The organism is Verticiella sediminum (assembly GCF_007558815.1).
Classification (GTDB): domain Bacteria; phylum Pseudomonadota; class Gammaproteobacteria; order Burkholderiales; family Burkholderiaceae_B; genus Verticiella; species Verticiella sediminum.
This window is the reverse complement of sequence record NZ_VLTJ01000003.1, coordinates 44,551-68,556: the sequence shown is the minus strand read 5'-3', so window position 1 is coordinate 68,556 and position 24,006 is coordinate 44,551. Positions and strand designations below refer to the sequence as shown.

The 24,006-nt window shown below is 69.2% G+C and carries 20 protein-coding genes; 8 read left to right on the top strand and 12 right to left on the bottom strand.

Features of this window, described 5'->3' with window-relative positions; genetic code table 11:
- Positions 1–168 precede the first annotated feature (168 nt).
- The 3 genes from metH to FOZ76_RS01665 all read left to right on the top strand — a co-directional run bounded on the left by metH (position 169) and on the right by FOZ76_RS01665 (position 6,902).
- On the top strand, positions 169–3,945 hold the full coding sequence (gene metH, locus FOZ76_RS01675; protein WP_143946389.1) for a methionine synthase: 3,777 nt from the start codon (positions 169–171) through the stop codon (positions 3,943–3,945).
- Between the two features lies 1 nt (position 3,946).
- A complete protein-coding gene (locus FOZ76_RS01670; RefSeq protein ID WP_143946388.1) occupies positions 3,947–4,747 on the top strand; it encodes a helix-turn-helix transcriptional regulator in 801 nt (266 codons plus the stop codon).
- A gap of 85 nt (positions 4,748–4,832) precedes the next feature.
- A complete protein-coding gene (locus tag FOZ76_RS01665; protein WP_143946387.1) occupies positions 4,833–6,902 on the top strand; it encodes a hypothetical protein in 2,070 nt (689 codons plus the stop codon).
- Here the strand turns inward: FOZ76_RS01665 and FOZ76_RS01660 are convergent.
- On the bottom strand, positions 6,866–7,048 hold the full coding sequence (locus FOZ76_RS01660) for a hypothetical protein (protein WP_143946386.1): 183 nt from the start codon (positions 7,046–7,048) through the stop codon (positions 6,866–6,868). The genes FOZ76_RS01665 and FOZ76_RS01660 overlap by 37 nt on opposite strands.
- Positions 7,049–7,129: 81 nt before the next feature.
- On the opposite strand from FOZ76_RS01660, the gene FOZ76_RS01655 reads away from it, so the two are divergent.
- A complete protein-coding gene (locus FOZ76_RS01655) occupies positions 7,130–8,404 on the top strand; it encodes an amidohydrolase family protein (RefSeq protein ID WP_143946385.1) in 1,275 nt (424 codons plus the stop codon).
- Between the two features lie 35 nt (positions 8,405–8,439).
- Here the strand turns inward: FOZ76_RS01655 and FOZ76_RS01650 are convergent, their stop codons facing one another.
- The 4 genes from FOZ76_RS01650 to FOZ76_RS01635 form a co-directional block, all read right to left on the bottom strand.
- Positions 8,440–9,405: a Bug family tripartite tricarboxylate transporter substrate binding protein gene (locus FOZ76_RS01650; RefSeq protein WP_143946384.1), complete on the bottom strand. Its 966-nt coding sequence runs from the start codon at positions 9,403–9,405 to the stop codon at positions 8,440–8,442.
- Between the two features lie 19 nt (positions 9,406–9,424).
- Positions 9,425–10,162 (bottom strand): enoyl-CoA hydratase/isomerase family protein, encoded by a 738-nt coding sequence (locus FOZ76_RS01645; protein WP_143946383.1) that lies wholly within the window; start codon positions 10,160–10,162, stop codon positions 9,425–9,427.
- Positions 10,163–10,299: 137 nt separating this feature from the next.
- Positions 10,300–12,429 (bottom strand): acetate--CoA ligase family protein, encoded by a 2,130-nt coding sequence (locus tag FOZ76_RS01640; protein ID WP_143946382.1) that lies wholly within the window; start codon positions 12,427–12,429, stop codon positions 10,300–10,302.
- 14 nt (positions 12,430–12,443) lie between these two features.
- On the bottom strand, positions 12,444–13,424 hold the full coding sequence (locus tag FOZ76_RS01635) for a Bug family tripartite tricarboxylate transporter substrate binding protein (RefSeq protein ID WP_170235249.1): 981 nt from the start codon (positions 13,422–13,424) through the stop codon (positions 12,444–12,446).
- Positions 13,425–13,701: 277 nt separating this feature from the next.
- On the opposite strand from FOZ76_RS01635, the gene FOZ76_RS01630 reads away from it, so the two are divergent.
- The gene (locus FOZ76_RS01630) at positions 13,702–14,595 is read left to right on the top strand and encodes a LysR family transcriptional regulator (protein WP_143946380.1); all 894 of its coding nucleotides are present in this window, start codon (positions 13,702–13,704) and stop codon (positions 14,593–14,595) included.
- A gap of 36 nt (positions 14,596–14,631) precedes the next feature.
- Here the strand turns inward: FOZ76_RS01630 and FOZ76_RS01625 are convergent, their stop codons facing one another.
- Positions 14,632–15,483 carry a sulfurtransferase gene (locus tag FOZ76_RS01625; RefSeq protein ID WP_143946379.1) on the bottom strand — a complete coding sequence of 284 codons (852 nt, stop codon included), beginning with the start codon at positions 15,481–15,483 and terminating at the stop codon, positions 14,632–14,634.
- Positions 15,484–15,644: 161 nt separating this feature from the next.
- Complete coding sequence (locus FOZ76_RS01620; RefSeq protein ID WP_143946378.1) at positions 15,645–16,445, bottom strand: IclR family transcriptional regulator domain-containing protein; 801 nt, start codon at positions 16,443–16,445, stop codon at positions 15,645–15,647.
- 122 nt (positions 16,446–16,567) lie between these two features.
- Between FOZ76_RS01620 and FOZ76_RS01615 the strand changes: the two genes are divergently transcribed.
- The 3 genes from FOZ76_RS01615 to FOZ76_RS01605 are packed head-to-tail and all read left to right on the top strand — an operon-like array spanning position 16,568 to position 19,366.
- The gene (locus FOZ76_RS01615) at positions 16,568–17,413 is read left to right on the top strand and encodes a TauD/TfdA dioxygenase family protein (RefSeq protein WP_143946377.1); all 846 of its coding nucleotides are present in this window, start codon (positions 16,568–16,570) and stop codon (positions 17,411–17,413) included.
- A gap of 7 nt (positions 17,414–17,420) precedes the next feature.
- Positions 17,421–18,341: an alpha/beta fold hydrolase gene (locus tag FOZ76_RS01610; protein WP_143946376.1), complete on the top strand. Its 921-nt coding sequence runs from the start codon at positions 17,421–17,423 to the stop codon at positions 18,339–18,341.
- A gap of 47 nt (positions 18,342–18,388) precedes the next feature.
- The gene (locus FOZ76_RS01605) at positions 18,389–19,366 is read left to right on the top strand and encodes a Bug family tripartite tricarboxylate transporter substrate binding protein (RefSeq protein ID WP_143946375.1); all 978 of its coding nucleotides are present in this window, start codon (positions 18,389–18,391) and stop codon (positions 19,364–19,366) included.
- An 86-nt stretch (positions 19,367–19,452) separates the two neighbouring features.
- Here FOZ76_RS01605 and FOZ76_RS01600 read toward each other — a convergent pair whose 3' ends face one another.
- The 5 genes from FOZ76_RS01600 to FOZ76_RS01580 form a co-directional block, all read right to left on the bottom strand.
- Positions 19,453–20,628: a YncE family protein gene (locus tag FOZ76_RS01600; protein WP_143946374.1), complete on the bottom strand. Its 1,176-nt coding sequence runs from the start codon at positions 20,626–20,628 to the stop codon at positions 19,453–19,455.
- A 24-nt stretch (positions 20,629–20,652) separates the two neighbouring features.
- The gene (locus FOZ76_RS01595; protein WP_143946373.1) at positions 20,653–20,952 is read right to left on the bottom strand and encodes a DUF3325 domain-containing protein; all 300 of its coding nucleotides are present in this window, start codon (positions 20,950–20,952) and stop codon (positions 20,653–20,655) included.
- Positions 20,949–22,580, bottom strand: a complete 1,632-nt coding sequence (locus FOZ76_RS01590) for a PepSY-associated TM helix domain-containing protein (RefSeq protein WP_143946372.1) — start codon at positions 22,578–22,580, stop codon at positions 20,949–20,951. Before FOZ76_RS01590 ends, FOZ76_RS01595 begins: the two co-directional genes overlap by 4 nt.
- Before the next feature lie 4 nt (positions 22,581–22,584).
- The gene (locus FOZ76_RS01585) at positions 22,585–22,860 is read right to left on the bottom strand and encodes a DUF3649 domain-containing protein (protein ID WP_211365934.1); all 276 of its coding nucleotides are present in this window, start codon (positions 22,858–22,860) and stop codon (positions 22,585–22,587) included.
- A 259-nt stretch (positions 22,861–23,119) separates the two neighbouring features.
- Positions 23,120–23,944, bottom strand: coding sequence for an acetoacetate decarboxylase family protein (locus FOZ76_RS01580; RefSeq protein WP_143946370.1), 825 nt, complete (start codon positions 23,942–23,944; stop codon positions 23,120–23,122).
- Positions 23,945–24,006: the final 62 nt, after the last annotated feature.

The following is a 24,006-nucleotide window of genomic DNA, read 5'->3' as shown; positions in this document are numbered from 1 at the left end:
GGCAGTGTGTCGTATTTGCTACGATATCGGGTTGACTGCGGGCTGCTGCGCCCCGCCTTCGAGGATGAGATCCAGCCCGCCCCTGGCGCGGAAGACGTCCCCCGCATTGCCTTTCGCGGCAGCGCGCCCTTCTTGCGGGCAGCGCGCCGCCTTTCGGAATCCGCCGCCGTGACTTTCCCCAAGCTTCCCTACCCGCCCGAATCCTATACCCGCGGGGCCGAGTTCGCCCGCCGTTTGGGCGAGCGCATCCTGATCCTGGACGGCGCCATGGGCACCATGATCCAGCGCTTCAAGCTGGGCGAAGCGGATTTTCGCGGCGAGCGCTTCGCCGGGCACGTCAAGGACGTGAAGGGCAACAACGAGCTGCTGTCGCTGGTGCGCCCGGACATCATCGAGGGCATCCACCGCGACTACCTGCTCGCCGGCGCGGACGTGATCGAGACCAACACCTTCGGCGCCACCCGCGTGGCCCAGGACGACTACGCCATGCCCGAGCTGGCCTACGAGATGAACCTGGTCTCGGCCCAGCTCGCGCGCAAGGCCTGCGACGCCGTCTCCACGCCGGAGCATCCGCGCTTCGTGGCGGGCGCGCTCGGCCCCCAGCCCAAGACGGCCTCGATCTCGCCCGACGTGAACGACCCGGGCGCGCGCAACGTCACCTTCGACGAGCTGCGCGAGGCCTACATCGAGCAGTTGAACGGCCTGCTCGACGGCGGCGTGGACCTGGTGCTGATCGAGACCATCTTCGACACGCTCAACGCCAAGGCCGCGATCTTCGCGGTGGAGGAAGTGTTCGAGGCGCGCGGCGAGCGCCTGCCGGTAATGATCTCCGGCACCGTGACCGACGCCTCCGGGCGCATCCTGTCGGGCCAGACCGTGGAGGCGTTCTGGAATTCGGTGCGCCACGCGCGGCCGATCACCATCGGTCTGAACTGCGCGCTGGGCGCGGCGCTCATGCGCCCCTACGTGGCCGAGCTTGCCCGCCTCTGCGACACCTACCTGTGCGTGTACCCCAACGCCGGGCTGCCCAACCCGATGAGCGAGACGGGCTTCGACGAGACGCCCGAGGACACCTCCAGCCTGCTCGAGGAATTCGCCCAGGCCGGCCTGGTCAACATGGCGGGCGGCTGTTGCGGCACGACCCCGGAACACATCCAGGCGATCGCGCTGAAGGTCACGCCGCTGGCGCCACGCACGGTGCCCGACGTGCCGGTGCGCACGCGCCTGTCGGGGCTGGAACCGCTGAACATCGACGACGACACCCTGTTCGTGAACGTGGGCGAGCGCACCAACGTGACCGGCAGCAAGATGTTCGCGCGCCTGATCCGCGAGGAAAGATACGACGAGGCGCTGGCGGTGGCGCGCCAGCAGGTCGAGAACGGCGCGCAGATCATCGACGTCAACATGGACGAGGCCATGCTGGATTCGGAAGCCTGCATGAAGCGCTTCCTGAACCTGATCGCCTCCGAACCCGACATTTCGCGCGTGCCGGTGATGATCGACAGCTCCAAGTGGAGCGTGATCGAGGCCGGCCTGAAGTGCGTGCAGGGCAAGCCGGTGGTCAACTCGATCTCCATGAAGGAGGGCGAGGAACCCTTCCTGCGCCAGGCGCGCCTGTGCCGGCGCTACGGCGCGGCGGTGGTGGTGATGGCCTTCGACGAAGCCGGCCAGGCCGACACGCTGGCGCGGCGCAAGGAGATCTGCGCGCGTACCTACCATCTGCTGGTCGACGAGGTGGGCTTTCCGCCCGAGGACATCATCTTCGACCCCAACGTGTTCGCCGTGGCCACCGGCATCGAAGAGCACGACAACTACGCCGTCGATTTCATCGAGGGCGCGCGCTGGATCCACGACAACCTGCCGCACGCGCGCATCTCGGGCGGGATCTCCAACGTGAGCTTCTCGTTCCGCGGCAACGAGCCGATGCGCGAGGCGATCCACACCGTCTTCCTGTACTACGCGGTGCAGGCCGGGCTCACCATGGGCATCGTCAACGCGGGCCAGCTCGGCGTGTATGCCGACCTCGACGCCACGCTGCGCGACCTGGTCGAGGACGTCATCCTCAACCGCAAGGAGCCGCGCGGGCGCACCGATCCGGCCGACGAGCGCAGCGCCACCGAGCGCCTGGTGCAGCACGCCGACAGCGTCAAGGGCTCGGGCGCCAAGAAGGAAGAAGACCTGGCCTGGCGCGCGCTGTCGGTCGAGCAGCGCCTCTCGCACGCGCTGGTGCGCGGCATCACCTCGCACATCGTCGAGGACACCGAGGAGGCGCGCCAGGCGATCGCCGCGCGCGGCGGGCGGCCGATCGAAGTGATCGAGGGCCCGCTGATGGACGGCATGAACGTGGTCGGCGACCTCTTCGGCGAGGGCAAGATGTTCCTGCCGCAGGTGGTGAAGTCGGCCCGCGTGATGAAGCAGGCCGTGGCGCATCTGATCCCCTTCATCGAGGAGGAGAAGCGCCAGCTCGTGGCCGCCGGCGGCGAGGTGCGCTCGGCGGGCAAGATGGTGATCGCCACCGTCAAGGGCGACGTGCACGACATCGGCAAGAACATCGTGGCCGTGGTGCTCCAGTGCAACAACTTCGAGGTCGTCAACATGGGGGTGATGGTGCCTTGCGCCGACATCCTCAAGAAGGCCAAGGAAGAGAACGCCGACATCGTCGGCCTCTCGGGGCTCATCACGCCCAGCCTGGAGGAAATGTCCCACGTTGCTTCGGAGATGCAGCGCGACCCGTGGTTCCGCGAGCGCGGCGTGCCGCTCATGATCGGCGGCGCCACCACCAGCCGAGTGCACACGGCCGTGAAGATCGCACCGCATTACGAAGGCCCGGTCGTCTATACGCCCGACGCCAGCCGCGCCGTGGGCGTGGCGCAGAACCTGGTCTCCGAGGACCGTCGCACGCAGTACCTCGCCGAACTCCAGACCGAGTACGACAACGTGCGCCGCCGCCACGCCAACCGGCGCACCACGCCGCTGCTGCCGCTGGCCGAGGCGCGCGCCAAGCGCACCCCGATCGACTGGACGGGCTACGTGCCGCCGCGGCCCAAGTTCATCGGCCGGCGCACCTTCAAGCAGTACGACCTGGCCGAGATCGCGCGCTACATCGACTGGGGCCCGTTCTTCCAGACCTGGGACCTGCACGGCGCCTACCCGGCCATCCTGGACGACAAGGTGGTGGGCGAGGAAGCCCGCAAGGTCTACGCCGACGGCCAGGCCATGCTGAAGAAGATCATCGAGGGCCGCTGGCTGACGGCGAACGGCATCGTCTCGTTCTATCCCGCCAACAGCGTGGGCGACGACATCGAGATCTATACCGACGAGAGCCGCCAGGAGGTGCTGATGACCTGGCGCAACCTGCGCCAGCAGACCGCCAAGCGCGAAGGCGTGGACAACAAGTGCCTGTCGGACTTCATCGCCCCCAAGGAAACCGGCATCGCCGACTACATCGGCATGTTCGCCGTCACCGGCGGGCTGGGCATGGAGAAAAGGGAAGCCGAGTTCCTCGCCGCGCACGACGACTACTCGCTCATCATGTACAAGGGGCTGGCCGACCGCTTCGCCGAAGCCTTCGCCGAGTGCCTGCACGCGCGCGTGCGGCGCGATCTCTGGGGCTACGCCGCCGACGAGACCCTGGACAACGACGCCATGATCCGCGAGGAGTACCGCGGCATCCGGCCGGCGCCGGGCTATCCGGCCTGCCCCGAACACACCGTCAAGCGGCGCATGTTCGACGTGATGGATTGCCACGACATCCACATGTCGCTGACCGAGAGCTACGCCATGCTGCCGGCGTCCAGCGTCTCGGGCTTCTACTTCAGCCACCCGCAGTCGCAGTACTTCAACGTGGGCATCATAGGCAAGGACCAGCTCGAGGACTACGTCGAGCGCAGCGGGCTGCCCGCCGAGGACGTGAAGCGGGCGCTGGCGAACCACCTGGAAGACTGAAATGTCTTCGCCCATCGATCCGGCGGTCCTGGACCGCGTCCAGGCGCTGTGGGACGAACTGGCGGACTTCGATGCCGCCGCCGTCGACGCCGCCCGCGACCACCTGCTCGCCGGCCTGTGCCGGCTGGTCGACGGCTGCAATGCCGCCTGGGTGGGCGCGGTGCGCATGGGCGATCCGCAGCCGGGCGATCCGGTGTCGGGCTGGCGGCCCAGGTCGATCCGTTTCCTGCGGCCCACCCGCCCGCTGGACTCGGCGGCGCTGGAGCAGGCACGCCAGCTCGAGGCCGGCACGGTCGACCTGACCACCGTGCGGCAGGTCGAGCAGGCCGGCCGCTATCGCACCAACCGGCTGGCCGATCTGGTGCCGGCGGCATGGTTCGAGGGCGCCTACTACCGCGTCTATTACGCCGGCGCCGGCCACCACGACGCGATCTGGGCCGGCGTGCCGATCAACGAGGACGCCGAGGTGTACTTCGGCGTGTTCCGCGGCGCGGAGCAGCCGCGCTACACCGAAAGCGAGCGCGACCTCGTGGCGCTCGTCCTGCGCGGCCTGCGCTGGTTCCATCGCCAGCAGATGCTGGGCCACGGCCTGCACATCTCGGCATCGCCGCTGACCCCGGTCGAGCGCGCGGTGCTGCAGGGCCTGCTGCGCGGGCTGCCGGAAAAGCAGATCGCCGCGCAGCAGGGCCAGAGCCCGCACACCACCCACGAATACGTCACCCGCATCTTTCGCAAGTACAACGTCAACCAGCGCGCCGCCCTCATGGCGCTGTGGCTGGGGCGCCAAGCTCCCCCTGATTAGAGGGTTACGCCCTGGTCGGCATGCTGCGTAACATCGTGTATCCCGGCGGTCGTTGCAGATCGCAGGAACTCAAAGGATGAGCCACATGCCTTACTACGTTGAACGCGCAGCAGCACGTGTCCCGGTCACGTCGCGCATCGGCGGCGCGCTCCTGCTCATGCTGGCGCTGGCTGCCTGCGGCGGCGGTGATGGCGATCCGGTTCCCGTGCCGCAGCAGGTGCCGCCCCCGCCGCCCCCGTCCACCCCGATCGAGTGCCAGGACGCCGGCGGCAACCCGACGGTGCTCGAGCCCAAGACGATCACCCTCTACAACAATTCCGCCGACAGCACCGTCTACCCCGTCCTGGCCACCAGCAAGAACGCGGTGAACGAGTGGCTCCAGGGGTGTTTGCGCAGCACCGAGTCCTATCCGACGGAGTACGTCTACAAGCTGTACGTCAACGAAGGCAAGGGAATCCCGCCGGGCTCGTCGGTCACGATCACGCTGCCGCTCTACAGCAAGCTGCAGGAAGACCGCTACATCACCTGGTGGAACGGCGGGCGCGTCGTCCTGGCCGACAGGAACGACAGGCTGCGCAACGAGAACGACACGAAGCTGGCGGCGCCCTACGGCGTCGCCTGCCAAGGGCAGAACACGGGATGCGAGCTGAGCACCTATTCCAGCGACGTCCAGTTCCCGGAAAACATCTATGCGCAGTTGTCCGAATACACCTTCGGCGACTCCATCTTGCCGCCCAACGATACCAAGCGGATACTGAAGCCGGAGAATGTCGGGTACAACATCTCCTACGTGGACCACGTCTACCTGCCGGTGGCCATCGGCCCCAGGAACAATCCGTACATCGGCTACAGCGGCTCGGCGCAGTCCCTGGCCGATTTCAGGAAGCACCTTGCCTCGTTCCTGGGAAGCCCTGTCGGCCAGGGATGGCCGGTCTACAACCTGGACGAACTGAAGCTGCCCGGCGGCTACAACATCTTTGCCCAGCGTTCCGGCACCCTGCCTCCCACGGATGAGGTGCCCGTCAAGCCCGCAACCGGCTTTCCGCCCGTGCTGACCGTGCTGCAGTGCATCCAGGGGCAATGTTCCGACGCGCAGAAGGCATCCCTGCACTTCGGCGAGGCGGTCCAGCGCGTGCAGAACCTGTGGGGCTCGTGCGTCGCGTGGAACGAAGACCTGAGCGCCTACGTCACCGAGACGGTCACCTGCCCGCAGGCCATGCGGGACAGGCTGGCGGTGGTCAAGCAGTTCTTCGAGCAGAACCACAAGAACTATCTGGCCATGTATGCCGACAGGAAGTGCGAGGGCGCCACGCCGCTCAAGCCCACGTTCAATTACTGGGAGGCCATGACGCACATCTACGGCTGGGTGCCGTTCAACGAGGGTTGCGGCGCGGCGGCGAACCCCCTGGCCGATACGCAGATTCCCGGGTGGAATCATGCGCAAGCCCAATCCATGTATATCCATGAACTGCAATACAACCATCAGCAACCCGAGGTCGCCGCCGACCCCAGGCTGCTGTTCAACCCCTACGTCCAGTTGATCCACGACGACCTGCAGATGAATGCCTATGCATTCTCCGTGGACGACGCGGTCGGCTTCATGAGCGAACTGGGCGATGGCCTGGTCTTCACGGTGGGCGGAACCCACGGCCTGGAGAACCCGAAGCAGTTCAACTACGCGGACGGTTTCTCGCTGGCGATCGGGGTGCCCACATCCCTGCGCGATCGCGCGAACGCGCCGTTGATCAAGAAGTACGGCGTATGCGCGTTGAACCAGGACGGCAGCGACCCGAACTGCGAGCAGGACAAGCAGGATGTCGTCATGCCCGGGAACAGCCAGATCGCCGGGTTCCGGGTCGGCACCGTGCCGTCCTATCCCATTCGGGTGCGCTTCACCGACCTGAACGACAACGTGTACAGCCTCCTGGTCAACGCCCGGTTCGCCGCGTGCCCGAGCGAGGTGGACGCCGCCACGCAATGCCCGGTCAACCGGGCGGAGATCGTCGACAACGCGTCCTGCACGGTGACCAACGGCAAAGGCGAGGCGCATCCCAAGTCGAACGACTGGTGCCTGAACGCCAATCCGAACCAGCAGAGGGAAAAGCAGTTGACCAAGAACTACGTGAGCTTTCCGCAGCCGGTGGATTTCATGTAGGCGTTCAAGGCGCCGCTCAGCCTCGCAGCATCAGCGCGTCGACCGCCAGCAGGCGCGTCGAGCACGCCCGCCCGGGCGGCGCCCATGATCTTGAAGAAGGCGCCGGCGGCGTCCTCGCCGGCCAGCGCGCCGGAGTGCCCGGGCAAGAGCTCCCATCCAGCCGGCCGATACGCTAGGCTATGAGCAGGCGCAGCCCTGCGCCTGCTCATTGTCCGGACCCGCCCGCCATGCTCGACTTCATCCTGCGCAACTGCACCCTGCCCGACGGCCGCCGCGGCCTGGACATCGGCGTGGCCGGCGGCCGCATCCGCGCCATCGAGCCGGCGCTCGAGGCCGCGGCCGGCCGGATCGAGGACGCCGGCGGCCTGCTGGTCTCGCCGCCCTTCGTGGACGCGCACTTCCACATGGATTCCACGCTGTCCTACGGGCAGCCCAGGGTCAACGCCTCGGGTACCCTGCTCGAAGGCATCGCGCTATGGGGCGAGTTGAAGCCGTTGCTCACGCAGGAGGCGCTGGTGGCGCGCGCTCTGGCCTATTGCGACTGGGCGGTGGCGCGCGGGCTGCTCGCGATCCGCACGCACGTGGACGTGTGCGATCCGCGCCTGCTGGCGGTGGAGGCGCTGCTGCACGTGCGCGAGCGCGTGCGCCCGTACCTGGACCTGCAACTGGTGGCCTTTCCCCAGGACGGTGTGCTGCGCTCGCCGGGCGCGCTGGACAACCTGAAGCGCGCGCTCGACATGGGCGTGGACGTGGTGGGCGGCATCCCGCACTTCGAGCGCACCCAGGCCGAAGGCGCCCTGTCGGTGCGCCTCTTGTGCGAACTCGGGGCCGAACGCGGCTTGCGCGTGGACATGCATTGCGACGAGAGCGACGACCCGCTGTCGCGCCATATCGAAACCCTGGCCTTCGAGACGCAGCGCCTGGGCCTGGCCGGGCGGGTCGCCGGCTCGCACCTGACGTCCATGCATTCCATGGACAACGACTACGTGTCCAAGCTGCTGTCGCTGATCCGCGAGGCGGGCGTGGCGGCCATCGCCAACCCGCTCATCAACATCACCCTGCAGGGCCGCCACGATACCTATCCCAAGCGGCGCGGCATGACGCGCGTGCCCGAGCTGCTGGCGGCCGGCATCCCCGTCGCTTTCGGCCACGATTGCGTGATGGATCCCTGGTACGCGCTGGGTTCGGCCGACATGCTGGAAGTGGCGCACATGGGCCTGCATGTGGCCCAGATGACCGGGCAGGAAGCGATGCGCGCCTGTTTCGAGGCGGTCACGACCACACCCGCGCGCATCCTGGGTCTGGACGACACCGGCCTGGACGTGGGCCGGCGCGCCGACTTCGTGCTGCTGCAGGCGCGCGACCCGGTCGAGGCCATCCGCCTGCGCGCCGCCCGCCTGAAGGTCTGGCGGGCGGGCCGGCTGCTGGCCGAGACGCCGCCCGCCGTCGCCGCGCTGCACCTGCCGGGGCGGCCGGGCAGCGTGGACTTCCTGGCGGACTAAGGGGCAGGGGCTTTGCGCCCGCCGCGTGCCCGCGCTTACTCGACCTTGATGTTCTCCTTCTTGATGATGTCGCGCATCGTGGCGGCGTCCGCTTGCACGCGCTTGCCGAAGGCGGCGGGCCCTTCGAAGTCGGGGTACATGGACGAGAGTTCCAGTTGCGCGCGCACCTCGGGCCCGGACAGCGACTGCTCGGCCGCCTGGGCCATGCGCTCGACGATGTCGGCCGGCGTGCCCTTGGGGGCGAACAGCCCGAACCAGCTCGCGGTATTGAGTTCGAAGCCCTGTTCCTGCAGGGTGGGCAGCTCGGGCAGCGCGGGGTTGCGCTGCAGGCCGCTGGTGGCGAGCGCCTTCAACGCACCCTCCTGCACCCGCGGCAGGGTGACGGGGTCGTACATGAGATCGATGCGCCCGCCCAGCATGTCGTTCATGGACTCGATGGCCCCCTTGTAGGGGACGTGCACCACGTCGATGCCGGCCATGCTGTGCAGGCGCACCGCCGTCAGGTGCACGATCGAGCCCACGCCGTTGGAGGCGAAGGTGTACTTGCCGGGGTTGGCCTTGGCCGCGGCGACGAACTCGCGGTAGTCCGAGAAGGGCGCATCCTTGCGCGCCGAGATCAGCCCATAGGAAGAACTGAGCTTGGCGATGGCGGCGAAGCTGTCGGGCGCATACTTCACCGGGCGCAGCCACGGCGCCACCGTGACGGTGGCCGTGGGGGTGATGAAGAAGTTGTAGCCGTCCGGCTCCATGCGGACGGCGAACTCCGTGCCCAGCGTCGCGCCCGCGCCGGGCCGGTTCTCGACGATCACCGGCTGGCCGAGTTCCTTGGAGATGCGGTCCGAAACGAAGCGCGTGATGATGTCCGCCGAGCCGCCGGGCGGGTATGGGCAGATCACGCGCAGTGGTTTGTTGGGCCAGTTGCCCTGCTGGCCCCAGGCGGGCAGGCCCAGGGCGGGGGTGAGCGCGAGCGCGGCCGTGAAGTGGCGTCTGCTGATCGGCATGCGAGTCTCCTGGCGAGATTCAGGTTCCGGTGAAACGGGGCTTGCGCTTTTCCAGGAACGAAGCGACGCCTTCCTTGACGTCGTTGCTGTTGGCGATGCCGTCGAGCAGGCGGCGCTGCGGGTAGTAGCGCTCGGTGGGCGAGCTGGGCAGGGTGTCGCGGGCGATGGCCTTCATCGCCTGCACGACCAGGGGGGCGTTGGCGGCGATCTTGCCGGCCAGCTCCAGCGCCGCGGCCATGGCCTGCCCCTTGGGCACGACGCGGTTGACCAGCCCGATCTCGTAGGCGCGCTGCGCGCTCATGGGGTCGCCCGTCATGAGCCATTCCAGCCCGGCCTTGTACTGCATGCGCGGCGGAAAGCCGGCCATGATGCCCGCGAAGGCGCCCAGCTTGGCCTCGGGGTAGATGAACTGCGCATGCTCCTCGGTGACCGCCATGTCGGCCAGCATGACCATGGTGGCGGCCGCGCCCACGGCGACGCCGTTCACCGCGCAGATGATGGGCTTGTCGCAGCGCACCGACAGGTTGGGCATGGCCAGCCAGATGTCGCGCGGTTTGTCCTTCAGGTCGGCGCCGGCGCTGAAGGCGGCGTCGCCCGCCGCGCCCAGCACGGCGACACGGTCGTCCCCGTCGGCGAAGCGCTGCCAGGCTTCGTGCATCTGGGTGACGACCTCGTTGTTGACGGCGTTGCGCACATCGGGGCGGTTGATGGTGATGCGGGCGATCCCGTCGCTTGATTCGTAGAGGATGGCGGACATCGAGTCTCCTTGGTTTTTTTTGAAAAGGCACGGCCAGGTGCCCTGCCGGCAGCCTGCGTCCGGCAGGGCTTGTCGGTACGGATCAGCGCCGCCCGACGCCGGTGTCCTGCAGAGCGGGCGCCCGGCGCCGGGCGGGTTCAGCTCAGCACCACGCGGGCATCGGCGGCCACGATGTGCTCGCCCGCCACGAAGAGCGGGTTGATGTCGAGTTCGAGCACACGGCCGTCGGCGCCGGCGGCCAGCGCGCCCAGGCGCACGATGGCGTCGGCGATCCGGTCCAGGTCGGCAGGCGGGCGGCCGCGAAAGCCGGTCAGCAGCGGCAGGCTGCGCAGCCGTCCGAGCATGGCGCGTGCGGTGGTATGCGACAGCGGCGCGGGCGCGAGCTGCACGTCCTTCATGAGTTCGACCAGCACCCCGCCCGCGCCCACCATCACCATGGGGCCGAAATCCGGGTCGCGCTGGATGCCCAGGATCAGTTCGGCATCCGCAGCCCACATTTCGGTGACCAGGTAGCCGTCCAAGGCGTCCACGCCCGCGGCACGGCACGACGCTGCGATGTCGGCGCAGGCCTGGCGCACGGCCTCGTCGCCCTGCACGTTCAGGCGCACGCCGCCCATGTCGCTCTTGTGGATGACCTGGGGACTCACGGCCTTGACGGCGACAGAGCCGCCGATCTCGCGGGCAGCGCGCTCGGCCTGGGCCGCGTCGGCGGCAAAGCGCCAGCGCGTGGTCGGGATGCCGGCGGCTTCCAGCACCCGGCGCGCCGCGGGCTCGGTCAGGTAGCCCGAGGGCAGGTCCGCGGGCAACGCCGGCGCGGGCGCCGCCACCACGGGCGGACTGGCTTCGCGCTGGCTCAGCGCAGCGGCCACCTTGAGCGCATCGTGCGGGCTGTCGAAGTAGCCGTGGCCCGCTGCGCGCAGCATCCGCCGGGCGACGTCGCCGTAGTTGCCGGCGCCCTGCACGAACAGCAACGGCTTGTCGGTGCGGTCGGCGGCCGAGATCGCCGCCTCGACCACGCGCTCCTGCGCCGGTTGGGTGGTGAGCATCAGGATGCCCACGCCGACCGCCGGATCGGCCATGGCGCGGTCCAGCGCGATGCCGACGGCGCCGCCGGCGACGGCCGGATCGGCGGGCGCCGTGTGATTGAGCATGCCGAAGTCGAAGGGTAGCTGCCGGTGGGTGGCCGGCAGCACGTTGGCGACGGCGGCTTCGGTTTCCGGGCTCAACCGGGCCAGTTCCAGGCCGTGGTCCTTGAGGGCGTCGGCCAGCAGCGCGCCGCCGCCGCCCGAGCCGGAGAACAGCGCCACGCCGTTGGCGGCCGCACGCTTGCCGCGCTGCAGCAACTGGGCGCCCTGCAGCAGGTCGTAGATGGATTCGAAGAGGTACGCCCCGTACTGTCGGCACACCGCTTCGAAAGCGGGCCAGGCGCCCGCCAGGCTGGCCGTGTGCGAGGCCGCCGCGCGCGCGCCGGCCTCGCTGCGTCCGGCCTTGGCGATGCAGACCGGCTTGCCGGCGGCTTCGGCGCGCGCCAGCAGGGCAGTGAAGCGCGCGGCGTCCTTGACGGCTTCCATGTACAGGCAGACGACGTCGGTGCGCGGATCGTCGACGAGGTACTCGAAGAAGTCGTTCAGGTCGAGATCGGCCTGGTTGCCCACGGAAATCGTGGACGAGAAGCCCGCGCCCACGTCCACGCCGCGCGAGATCATGGCGCCCATCAGGGCGCCGCTCTGGCTGGCCAGGCCGATGCCGCCGGCCGGCAGGCGTTCCACCATGCCCGAGACCACGCCGGTGGTGGCGCACAGGTTGTGGTGCGCGTTCATGAGGCCCATGCAGTTCGGGCCGATCAGGCGCACGCCGCCCGCGCGCGCGAGGGCCACCAGGCGGGCCTCGTCCTCGCGGCCCTGCTGCCCGGTCTCGGCGAAGCCGGCGGTGATGCACAGCGCGCAGCCCACCCCCTTGGCCACGCAGTCGTCGATCGCCTGCTCGACGTGATGGCGCGGCACCAGCAGGATGGCCAGGTCGACCGGGCCCGGGCAGTCGCGCAGGCTGGCGTAGGCGGGCAGCCCGAGCAGTTCCGTGGCGCGGGCATTGATGGGGTACAGCGGGCCGTCCATGCGGTGGCGCAGCATGTAGCGCAGCAGGCGGCCGCCCCACTTCTGTTCGTCGGCGGAGGCGCCGACGATGGCGACGCTGCGCGGATGCAGGATCTCGCGCACGGTGAGCAGGGGGGCGGGCGTGCCTGCGGCAACGCTCGATGAGCTATCCATTGAGGGTCTCTGTCTCAGCTTTGGCTGATGCCAAGGGTTGGCAGGAGTTCTGCGTACATTTTCTGGTCGGCGAGCAGGTTGCGCCGGAAATCCTCGGGCGCCTGCCAGGAGGCGATCGAGTTGGCCCGCACCAGCGCCTGTTGCACGGATTCCTGCTCCAGGACGCGCTGCAGCGCCGTGGACAGGCGCGCCACGATCTCGGGCGGCGTGCCCTTGGGCGCGAGCAGGCTCCAGCCCGCGCCGCGCGAAGTGGTGAGATCGACGCCGGCTTCCTTCAGAGTGGGCACCGCGGGCAGGTCGGGATGGCGCTTCTCGTAGAACGTGGCCAGCGGCCGCACCCGGTCGGCCTGCACCATGTTGATCACGGCGCCGTCGATGATGAAATCGATTTCGCCCGCGACCAGGGCGTTGACCGCCGCCACCGAGCCGCGATACGGCACGTGGCGCAGCTCGATGCCGGTGTCGCGCGCCAGGGTGGCGCCGTACACGTGGCCGGCGGACGCGTCGCCCGCCGAGCCGAAGGTGAGCTCGCCCGGGCGCTGCCTGGCGTAGGCGATGAAGTCGCGCAGGTTTTCGATGGGCAGGTCCTTGCGCACCGCCATGACGGCGATGTAGCTGGCCACGCCGCCGATGACGTCGAAGTCGTCGATGGTGAAGTTCAGCTTGCGGATCTGCGGCAGCACGGTGAAGACCGAGGCCGAGGCGAGCAGGAGGTTGTAGCCGTCGGCCGGCGCGTTGGCGATCGCCTCGGTGCCGATCTGCGTGGTGGCGCCCGGGCGGTTCTCGACGAAGACGTCGGCGCCCAGCTCCGACTTGAGCTGGGCTGCCACCAGACGGCCCAGGATGTCCGATGAGCCGCCGGGCGGGAAGGGTACGACCAGCCGGATGGTGTGGGCCGGCCAGTTGCCGGAGGTGCTTGCGTGCAGCCCTGTGTGCAGCCCGGCCGCGATGGCGGCCAGGGACAGGATCAGCCTGCGGCGTTGCGCTGAGGCCATGAGTGTCGTCTCCTCTTTTTTTCTTGGCCGCTGACTGCCTGCTGCGAGACGAAGAGCCCTCCCATGGGACGGTGCCACCGCGCAGCGGCAAGCGCGGGGCGGGTTCGCCGGGCACGGGTTCGCCTGCGCGCGCCGCAGCCCGGCGCCAAGCCCGCACCCGCATTCCCGGACGATGGCATGAGCCAACATTTCCGGGAATGCTCGGAGCCTAGCCATTGTAGAGAGACCCTATGATGACGATAATCGAATATCTTTCAATGGATCGCCGGTTTTTCTCATGAATGTCACATTCCGCCAGTTGCAAGCCTTTTCCCGTGTTGCGCGCATCGGCAGTTTCGTGGGGGCGGCGGACTCCATGTCGCTGACGCAGGGCGCGCTCAGCCACCTGGTCCGGGATCTCGAGAGTTCGGTCGGCGTACGCCTGTTCGAGCGCACCACGCGCATCGTGCGTCTGTCCAAGGCCGGCGAGATGTTCCTGCCGCATGCCGAGCGGGTTCTCACCGAGTTGGGCAATGCCGAGCTATGTGCCAATGATCTGCGCGCAGGCCGGGCGGGAACGGTGAAAATCGGCATGACGCCGCTGCTGGCGGCGACCAAGTTCCTGGACCTGCTCCAGGCCTGGGGGGAACACCAGCCCGATACGCAGTTGATCCCGGTCGATACCTCGGCGGACGTGCTGGTCGAACTGGTGGCGCGCGGCGAGGTGGACCTGGCGCTGGGGCCGGATCGTCCCCTGCTCCAGGAGGTCGAAAGCCAATGTGCGTTCGAGGACGACCTGATGCTGGTGTGCGCCAGCAGCCATCCGCTGGCCTCGCGCAGGCAGGTGCGCTGGTCGGAGCTGAAGGACGAACCCTTCATCATGAGCGGCCCGGGCGCTGCGCTGCGCACGATGATCGACATCGACTATGCGATCCGCATCGAGCCGTGCCTGGCCGTGGGACATTTCACGACATCGATCGCCCTGGCAGCCGCCGGCAAGGGAGTCGTGCTCTCGACAGCCTATGTGCGGCCCTTTCTCGCCATGTACGACGTCAAGCTCGTGCCCCTGGTGACGCCCCGGGTCAAGCGCAGGGTGATGCTGTACCAGCCGGCCAGCCGCTCGATATCGCCGGCGGCGCAGAACCTGGCCGAGTTCACCCTGCACTGGTTCGGACAGGCGGACGCGGCCTAGGCGTTGGCGGCTCCGAGCCGCTGCGCCGCCCCGCGCCTACGGTTGCGGGCCGGTGCGGATGGGGCGCTGCGGGTCGCTGCACCATTCGCTCCAGGAACCCGGGTACAGCCGCGCGCCCGGCAGCCCGGCGATCTCCATCGCCAGCAGGTTGTGGCAGGCGGTAACGCCCGAGCCGCATTGCGCGATCACGGCGTGCGAGGGGGTGTCGCCCAGCACGGCGCGCCATTCCCGGGTGAGTTCGTCGGCCGGCTTGAAGCGTCCGCTGGCGTCGAGGTTGTCGGTATAGGGCCGGTTCTTTGCACCCGGGATGTGGCCCGCGCGCGGGTCGATGGTCTCGCCGATGCCGGCAAAGCGGCCTGCGCCCCGTGCGTCGACCACCAGCGCTTGACGAGTCTGAAGGTTGGCCAGCACCTGCTGCACGTCCACGCAGCGCGCATCGTCCGCCCGGGCCGCCGCCGGCGCGGCGGCTGGCCAGGCCTGCACCTCGGTCTGCACCGGCAGGCCGGCTTGCAGCCAGGCTTGCCAGCCGCCGTCGAGCACGCGGGCGCGTTCATGGCCGACCCAGCGCAGCAGCCACCATAGCCGGGCGGCGTACATGCCGCCGGCGCGGTCGTAGGCCACGACTTGCGTATCGGGACCGATGCCCTGGCGCCCCAGCCACGCCGCGAACGCCTGCGGCGAGGGCAGCGGATGCCGGCCGTTGCGGCCGGTGGGCGTGCCGGAAAGGTCCTGGTCCAGGTGCGCATGCACAGCGCCCGGGACGTGCCCGCGCAGGAACTCGGCCGTGCCGGCCTGCGGATCGGTCAAATCGTGCGAGCAGTCGACCACGCGAACGTCGAGATGTTGCAGCTCCTGCGGGCTGACGAGGGGCGCGGGGTCAGGCTGCATGTCCGTTTCTCCTGGTGTTGTGGGACATCGGCGCGGCGCGAGCCGCTGCGCGGGAAGGCGCCGGCGGCCGCTCGGGCATCGCGCATTGTAGGCAGCAGGCCCGAACGTGAGAATCGAAAGACTTTCATCATTGCGCCGGCTCGTCTCATGAATGCCCGCGTTCAGACCAGGGTGTCGGTGATCGGCCGCATTTGCTCGGCCCAGGCGCGCAGTCGGGGCACGATGCGTTGCTCGAGCTGCGCCGTGCTCCAGGGTTCGCCGATCGACGTCACGTTCAAACCGAGGACCGCCGGGCCCGCTGCGCTGGGCAGGGCAATGGCGACGCCGAAAAGGCCGGCGACCAGTTCGGAGTTGACGAAGCTCCAGCCGCGTTCGCGGACACGTTCGAGTTCCTTCAGCAGCTTCTTGCGCTCGGTCACGGTGTGCGGCGACAGCTTGCTGAAGGTGCCGGTGGGCAGGTGGGCCGCCAGGCGCTCCTCGGGCAGCAGGGCCAGGAGCGCCCTGCCCAGCGAGTGTGCGTAGGCAGGCAGGCGATCGCCCGCGCGCAGGTCCAGCTTGATCGGCCGATCGGCCTCCACGCGTTCGACGAACAGCACGTCGGTGCCCGCCAGCATGCCGATAGCGGCGCCCGCGCCCAGCTCGCGCGACAGCGTCTGCAGGTGGGGCCGAACCGCTGCGGCCAGACCGAGCGAGCGGAAATAGCGATAGCCCAGTTCGATGGCCTTGGGCGCCAGCGCGAACTGGCGTTCGTCCTGGTGCAGGTAGCCCAGCTCGGCCAGCGTCAACAGGATCCGGCGCGAAGCCGGGCGGGTGATCCGCAGCAGCTCGGCGGCGGACTGGATCGTCATGCTGCGCCGCTGTTCGTCGAAGGCTTCCATCAGCCTCAGGCCGTTGGCCAGGGTGTCGAGGAATTCGCTGTTTTTTTCGCTGCCGGCGGGGCTCGCCGCAACCTTGCTTGGCATGCTTTCTCCAGGGTTGGTACGCGTTCGGGATCAATCGTTTGACAGACTACCCGGATCGTCGATAGGATGGCAGCCATATCAATTAGCGAACTATTGTTCGCAAAATAACGGAGGCTAGGCTCATGCAGGTTGAACCCCTTTCGGACAGCTTCGGCATCGCGATCCACGGCATCGATCTGGCGCGCGAACTGCCCGCCGACGAGTTCGAGCATCTGCATCGCCTGTTCGTCGATCACAAGCTGGTGTGCTTCAAGAACCAGTCGCTGCCCGCCGCAGCGCAGATCGCCTTCAGCCGGCGTTTCGGGCCGCTGGAGGTGCACGTGCTGGCGCAGTACAACCATCCGGAGCATCCGGAGATCTTCCGGCTCTCCAACCGCGTCGTGGACGGCCAGCCGATGGGCATAGCCGACGGCGGCTCGTACTGGCATTCGGACTTCGCGTTCCGCGAACAGCCGGCCAAGGCCACCATCCTCAACGCGCTGGAGATTCCGCCCGAAGGCGGCGACACGCTCTTCGTGGACATGGAGGCGGCCTACGAGGCGCTGTCCGCGCAGTGGAAAGAACGCCTGCACGGCCTGCGCGCGGTGCACCGCTACCGCCGCAAGCAGACGACGGACGGCCAGAGCACGAACGTCAGCCTCACCGCCGACCAGAAGGCGAGCACACCCGACGTGGTGCATCCGCTGATCCGCACCAATCCGGACACGGGCCGCAAGTCCATCTTCGCGCACAAGGGCATGACCGCCGAGATCGTCGGCTTGCCCGCCGAAGAGAGCGACGACATCCTGGACTTCCTGTTCGAGCACACCATCCAGCCGCGATTCCGCTACGACTTCCACTGGAGCAACGGCGACGTGGTGATGTGGGACAACCGTTCCACCATGCACAGCGCGACCACCCGTGACCTGCCCGCCGGCCAGTACCGCACGCTGTACCGCACCACGGTGCGCGGCGAGCGGCCGATCTGACGCGGCCATGTCCACGGCACGCCCATCCTGTACGGCCGAGGGGCCTGCGGTATTCGCCGCCGAAGCCCACGTGGAGGACTTTCGCCTGGCCGACGGGACGGCCGTGACCCTGCGTCTGGCCTACACGCGGTGCGGGCCGTGCGATGCGCCGGCCTACCTGCTCCTGCACGGCTATGCCGGGAGCCACCATGCCCTGGCGCCCTGTGACGATGCCGCCGACGCGGGCTGGGCCTCGGCGTGGGTCGGACCGGGGCGGGTGCTGGATACCGACCGGGCTCAGGTGATCACCGTGAACCTGCCGGGCTCGGCCTACGGCTCGGGCTGGGAAGGCGCGCAAGACAGCCATGCGTCCGTGCGCGGCATGGCCCAAGGCATCGACGTCCTGCTCGAACGACTGGGCATTCCTCGGCTGGCCGGCGCGATCGGCTATTCCTTCGGCGGATATGTCGCGCAGCAGTTGAAGGCCGACTTCCCGCAGCGTGTCGACCGGGTGCTCGGCCTGTGCACGGCCACCCGGGGGCGCGGCGCGCCCGAGGAACTGGCGGCGCTGCGGGCCCTGGCCGATGCCGACCGGCGCGCCGAGTTTCGCCATGCCGTGCTGATGCGCTCGGGGCTATGCGAATGGGCCGCGGACCAGGGCGAGGCCGCGTTGGCCCGCGAACTGCGGAACATCCGTCGCTGGGCCGGGCAGTTCAGCGCGCAGGCCCTGTGGCGGCTGCGCGCAGCAGCTATCGGTTTCGGCCTGGCGCATTGCCCGGCGGATACGCATCTGCTGTACGCCTCTTCCGATGCCTTGTTCCCGCCGCCCGATCCTTTGCCCGCCCACGCCTCGGTGGTCGTCACACGCTACGGCCACCAGGCATTGCTGTACGACCCCGGTCCATGGCTGGCGCCCATCCGTGCCTGGCTGGCGGCTTCTTCGCGTTGAGCCCGCCGGCACGCCAATTCCTCAAACAAAGAAGGACGAGACAAACCATGTCCATCCACCGCAGAAAGCTCCTCTGTGCGGCCGTGGCTGCGCTGTGCCTGCCGGTCCTGGCGGCCGCGCCGGCGCAAGCCGCGGACTGGCCCACCAAGCCGGTGCGCCTGATCGTGGCCTATCCGCCCGGCGGCGCCACCGATATCCAGGCCCGCCTGGTCGGCCAGCGCCTGTCCGAGCAATGGCAGCAGCCGGTGATCGTGGAGAACCGGCCCGGCGGCAACACCGTGATCGCCACCAACGTGGTGGCCATGGCCGAACCGGACGGGCACACCTTGCTGCTGACCGCGATGCCGTTCGCGCTCAACCCGCTCCTGATGGACTCGCTGCCCTACGATTCGGCGCGCGATCTCGCGCCGGTCACCGTGCTCACCACCATCTCCAACGTGCTGGTCGCCGCACCCGATGCCGGCATCAGGAACGTGCCCGAGCTGATCGCCCGCGCCAAGGCCGAGCCGGGCGCCTTGTCGTTCGCGTCGACCGGGGTGGCGACCTCCACGCACCTGTCGGGCGAGCTGTTCTCGAGCATGGCCGGGGTGGAACTCACGCACGTCCCGTACAAGGGCAGCGCGCCGGCGCACCAGGACTTGCTGTCCGGGCGCATCCAGATCATGTTCGACAACGGCGTGCTGCAGCACATCGAGTCCGGGCGTGTCGTGCCGCTGGGCGTGACGTCGGCCGAGCGCCTGCCCTGGCTGCCCGAGGTGCCGACCGTGGCCGAGCAGGGCCTGGCCGGCTTCGAGGCGTCCGCCTGGTACGGCATCTTCGCCACGGGCGGCACGCCGCCGGAGGTGCTGGACAGTCTGGCCGCGGACATCACGGCGGCGGTGCGCGCGCCCGAGCTGCAGCCCCGGCTGCAAGCCATCGGCGCGAGCCCGGGCGGGGGTACGCCTGAGGAATTCCGCCAGTTCCTGGACCAGGAGACGGAGCGCTGGGGCAAGCTGGTGCGCGAGCGCGACATCCGGCTCATGTAGCCAGGCCGCGCCGCCCTTCCTGAGCGAACCGACCCGGGCGACGGGCCGGTCGCGGCGATCATGCCCCCCTCGGCGCGCGCAGCGCGTTACTGCGGCAGCGCGATGCGCGCCACGCTCTCGGGCGCGGCACGGCCTTCGTCCTTATCCGCCTTGATGCTCACGTACAGCACGTTGCGCTGCGCGTCCAGGGCCAGGCTGTTCGGGTGCGCCGGCAGCTCCACCGTGCCCAGGCGCTGGTAGGTGTCGGTGTCGAAGGTGCTCACCGTGCCGGCTTCGCGGTTGGTGACGTGCAGGCGCTTGCGCTGCGCGTCGACGATCAGGCCCAGGGGGCCGGCGTCGGTCGGGATGCTGGCCAGTTCCTGGCCGCTGACGGCGTCCAAGACGAGCACGCGGTTGCCCGGGTGCTTCGACGCGAAGCCGGGGATCGACTTTTCCTGGAAGCTGCGGATCATCTGCAGGCCCTGGTCGGTCACGAAGAGGCGCTGTCCGGATGGGTCCATGTCGATGTTCATGGGCTGCTCGGCGGTGGTCTGCACGCGCTGCACCACCGCGCGCTGCGCGGGATCGATGACCAGCAGCTCGCCGAGCAGGTTGCTGGCGTACACGCGCTTGGTGGCCGGGTCCACGTGCAGTCCGGGCGCCTTGGCCTCGCCCAGGCCGGGGATGGTGTCGACGAGCTTCAGGCTGGCGGTGTCGACCACGAACAGCACGCTGCCTTCGCCGGAGTGGCCGGTGACGTACAGGCGCTGGCTGGCCGGGTCCAGGCGCAGTTCGCGCAGGTCGTGGCTATAGCCCGTCTTGCCGTCCGGGCGGGTCACCTTCTCCATCAACTGGATCACGCCGAGCACCTGGCCGGCATCGACATCGAGCACGGTGACGGAGGTGTCCACGGTGTTGCCCACATACAGGCGGCCGTTGGCATCGTCCAGGGTGACGCCGAAGGCCTTGCGCTCGAGCGGGATCTCGGCCTCGACGGCGAGTGTCTGCGGGTTCAGGCGCAGGATCTTGCTGGGCGCGGCCTGATCGCCGAAGCCGCCCGAAGACGCCACGAAAACCGCATCCAGCCGCGGGCTGTAGGCCAGTTCGTACAGGCCGGGCGCGATGGTCTGGCGGGTCACCTGGGCCTGCGCCGCCGGGGCGGTGGCCGCAGCGTCCGGCGTGTTGCCGGCAGCCGCGGCCGCGGGCTGGTTGCCGCCCTGCGGCGAGCAAGCGGCAAGCAGCGCGATGGCGCCGGAGACGAGCGTGGTTTTCCAGAGGGTCATGGATAGCCTTGAGAGTCGGGCCGCTCAGCGGCGGCGTGGTTGACGGGCGGCAGTGCGCCGCTCGAGCGCGAGCAGTGCCAGAAAGACGAGACCGGCTGCCAGGCTGGTGTGGCCGGAGTAGGCGACCAGCCCGAAGCTGGTGCCCATCGCCGCGATGGACAGCCACAGCGCCACGACGAGCAGCAGCCAGCCGGCCGCGCGCAGGACGCGGGTCTGGCCGTGCGTGAGCGCATGGCCGAACCGGTCGCACTGGTGGCGTTCCATGGCCAGTGCCAGGCAGGCGAAGGCGGCGATGCACAGCAGGAGCAGAACGAGGTGCGTCATGCCGGGCGCTCCAGGGTGTCGCGGGCGGCGTCCGCGGCAGGCTTGCGCCGGGCCGGCTTGGCCGACGGCTTGTGGCGGGTCACGCGCCGGGCGATCGCGGCATGCAGCACGGCGAAGGCGAGCAGCATCAGGTCGAACACCGCGAAGGTCCAGTCGCCGGCCAGCAGGCTGCCCGGCAGCCCGCGCGAGGTGGTGAGGGCGTTGAGCACGGGCGTCAGCGCGAGCAGGCCCGCGCTGGCCCAGAGCAGTTCGATCCAGGCGCGCTTGACCGGACGCGCGAGGCTGTACAGCAGCGCCGCGCCCCAGACCATGAAAAAGACGTGAATCTCCCAGGCAGCGCGTTCGGCCATGCCCGGCGGCAGCAGACGGTTCGCCCACAGCATGCCGGTCATGGCGAGCGAGAGCCCGGCGATGGTGGCGACGTTCAGGCGCTCGACGATGCGGATGCCGAGGTGGGCACGCTCGCCGGCGGCGAGTCTCTGCCGGCGTTTGGTGACCCAGAGCACCAGGCCCGTGCCCACCATCGCCGTGCCGGCCAGGCTGACGATGAAATACAGCCAGCGCGAGACCAGGTCGGCGAAGCGCCCGAGATGCAGCCCGTACAGCACGCCGCGCGTCTCGGCCGCCCCGCTCACGCTGTCCTTGGCCTGCAGCATGGCGCCGCTCACCCCGTCGAACACGATGTAGTGCGGGCTGTAGGAGACACGGCTGCGCTCGCCTTGCGAGACGACGATGCGCGCGCTGGCGTCGCCGGGGTTGTTGACGAGGACCCGCGCCACGGGAGCCCCGCCCCAATGCGCCTGCGCCTGCCGAACCACGTCGGCCACCGAGGTGAGCGGCGTCGGCTGGCCGACGGGCTTGCCGGCGGGCACGAAGGCGCTCATCTCGCTGAACGCGGCCTGGCGGGCGCCAGGATCGCGCAGCGCGGCGTCGGAGCCCCAGGGCATGTACATCAGCATCAGCGTGACCAGCCCGGTATAGGTGATCATCGCGTGGAACGGCAGACCGAACACCGAGACCGCGTTGTGCGCGTCCAGCCAGGAGCGCTGCCCCTTGCCCCAGCGGAAGGTGAAGAAGTCGATGAAGATCTTCTTGTGCGTGATCACCCCGCTGATGATCGCCACCAGCATGAACATCGCGCACAGGCCGGCGATCCAGCGCCCCCAGAACGGGGACATGTAGTGCAACTGGAAGTGAAAGCGGTAGAAGAACTCGCCGCCGTCGGTGTCGCGCAGGCCTTCGAGCGGCTCGGCGGTCATGCCGTCGAACGTGGCGCTCTGGAAGCCGCGACCGCCCTGGCCGGGGTTGCCGGTGCGCCAGAAGACGTCCGCCGTCGGACGGCGGGGGTGCGGCAGGCCGATGCTCCATTGCGAGCTGTCCAGGGCGATGCGCGCCATGGTGTCGACCATGCGCTGCGCAATCTCGGGCGCGGGCAGCGGCGTCGCGGGCGCCGTCACTTCCGGCCGCATCCACTGGCTGATCTCGTCCTTGAAGTAGCTCACCGTGCCGGTGAGGAACATGGCATAGAGAATCCAGCCGGCCAGCAGGCCCACCCAGATGTGCAGGTCGGACATGGTCTGGCGGATGCCGGGCGGCTTGGCCTTGGCGGCGGAACGAGCGGTCTTCATGGATTCAATGCCAGACGGGCCAGGCAAGGACGAGCAGGGGAATCGCCGCCACGACCAGGCCCGCCCATGCCCGGGTGGCGCTGCGCACGGCGAATACCCAGATCACCGCGCAGGCATAGACGAGAAAGCTCGCCAGCATGCCGGTGAGCACGGCTTCGCCCACGGGCATGGGCAGGCGCACGGCCGCCACGCTGGACAGGGCCGCGAGCGCATACCCGCCGAGGACGGCGGCGACGATGCGCGAGACGACGCCGAACGGAAAGCGCGCCAGACGGATCATGCGGGGGGCTCCGACTGCGAGGTCAGGCGCGTGGGCAGGGTGCGCGCACGCGGGCGGACCGCGACGGCCGCAGGGGCTCGGCATGCGCCGGGCACGGGTTCTGGGAATACGGGCATGCGTAGACTCGGCAGGCGATGACACGCTGCCACAGTACTGATAATAAGAATGACTCGCATTCTATTGGGCTTGCGGCATGCTGGCAATGGCTGCATGCGGCTTGCCGCGCGCGCCTACCGCGCCGATCGGCTTTCGGCCACGGTCAGGCGGCGGGGAGCAGGCGCTTTTGATCCGACAAATCCTTGCCGCCGCGCGTCACGTAGACGCCCGCGCTGTGCAGCTCGCCCAAGGGCAAGGCTGCCAGGCCATTGACGATATGGCTCTGGGTCGGCATGTCCTCCCAGCGCGGCCGGGCAAAGGCCGCGCTGGCGCTGGCCGCGACGCGGTGCGAGAGCAGGCGTGCCGGTGAGCCGCCGGCCGGGGTCATGGTGAGATAGTCCACGTCGGCCTCGCCCCAGGCCTGGGTGGCTGGAACGTACTTGTGATGCAGCACCGGGCCGGTGGCGGGCAGCGGCGTCTCGCTGTCGGCCAGGCCGTCGAGCGCGATGTCCAGGAAGCGGTAACCCTGCCAGGAGGCGCACAGTTCCCAGCGCGGGCCCTGGATGCGGGCGGGCGGCAGTTCGGCGTAGATCTTGTTCCAGCCGAGTTCTTCGCGCCCGCTGATGATGGGATCGGCCAGGTTCTCCCAGATCACGGGCTGGAACCAGCCGTCGATGGGGGCGGCCGCGGCCGGTGTGCAGCGCACCGGCACGCGCACGGACAGCATGTTGTAGCCGCGGCCGGCGAGCCAGTCGATCTCTTCGAGGAAGGTGTATTCCAGGGCGAGCAGGGCGGGGCCGCGCAGGGTGACGCCGGCGGGCAGCCGCAGGTCGGCCAGGGCGTGCGCATCCGTCTGGAAGATGGCGTAGGCGGAGGTTCGCAGCGGGCTGCGGGCGTCGTCGTAGCGCACCTCGGGGCCCGGCGTTCGGCGCGGACCGGGGGTCGGGCCGAACGCGGTGGGCATGCGGTGCAGGGGCGGCTGGGCCATGGCAATCTCCTGAGGGCGCGCAGGCTGGCGCCGCGCCGGGTGTGCCGGGCGGCGTGCATCGT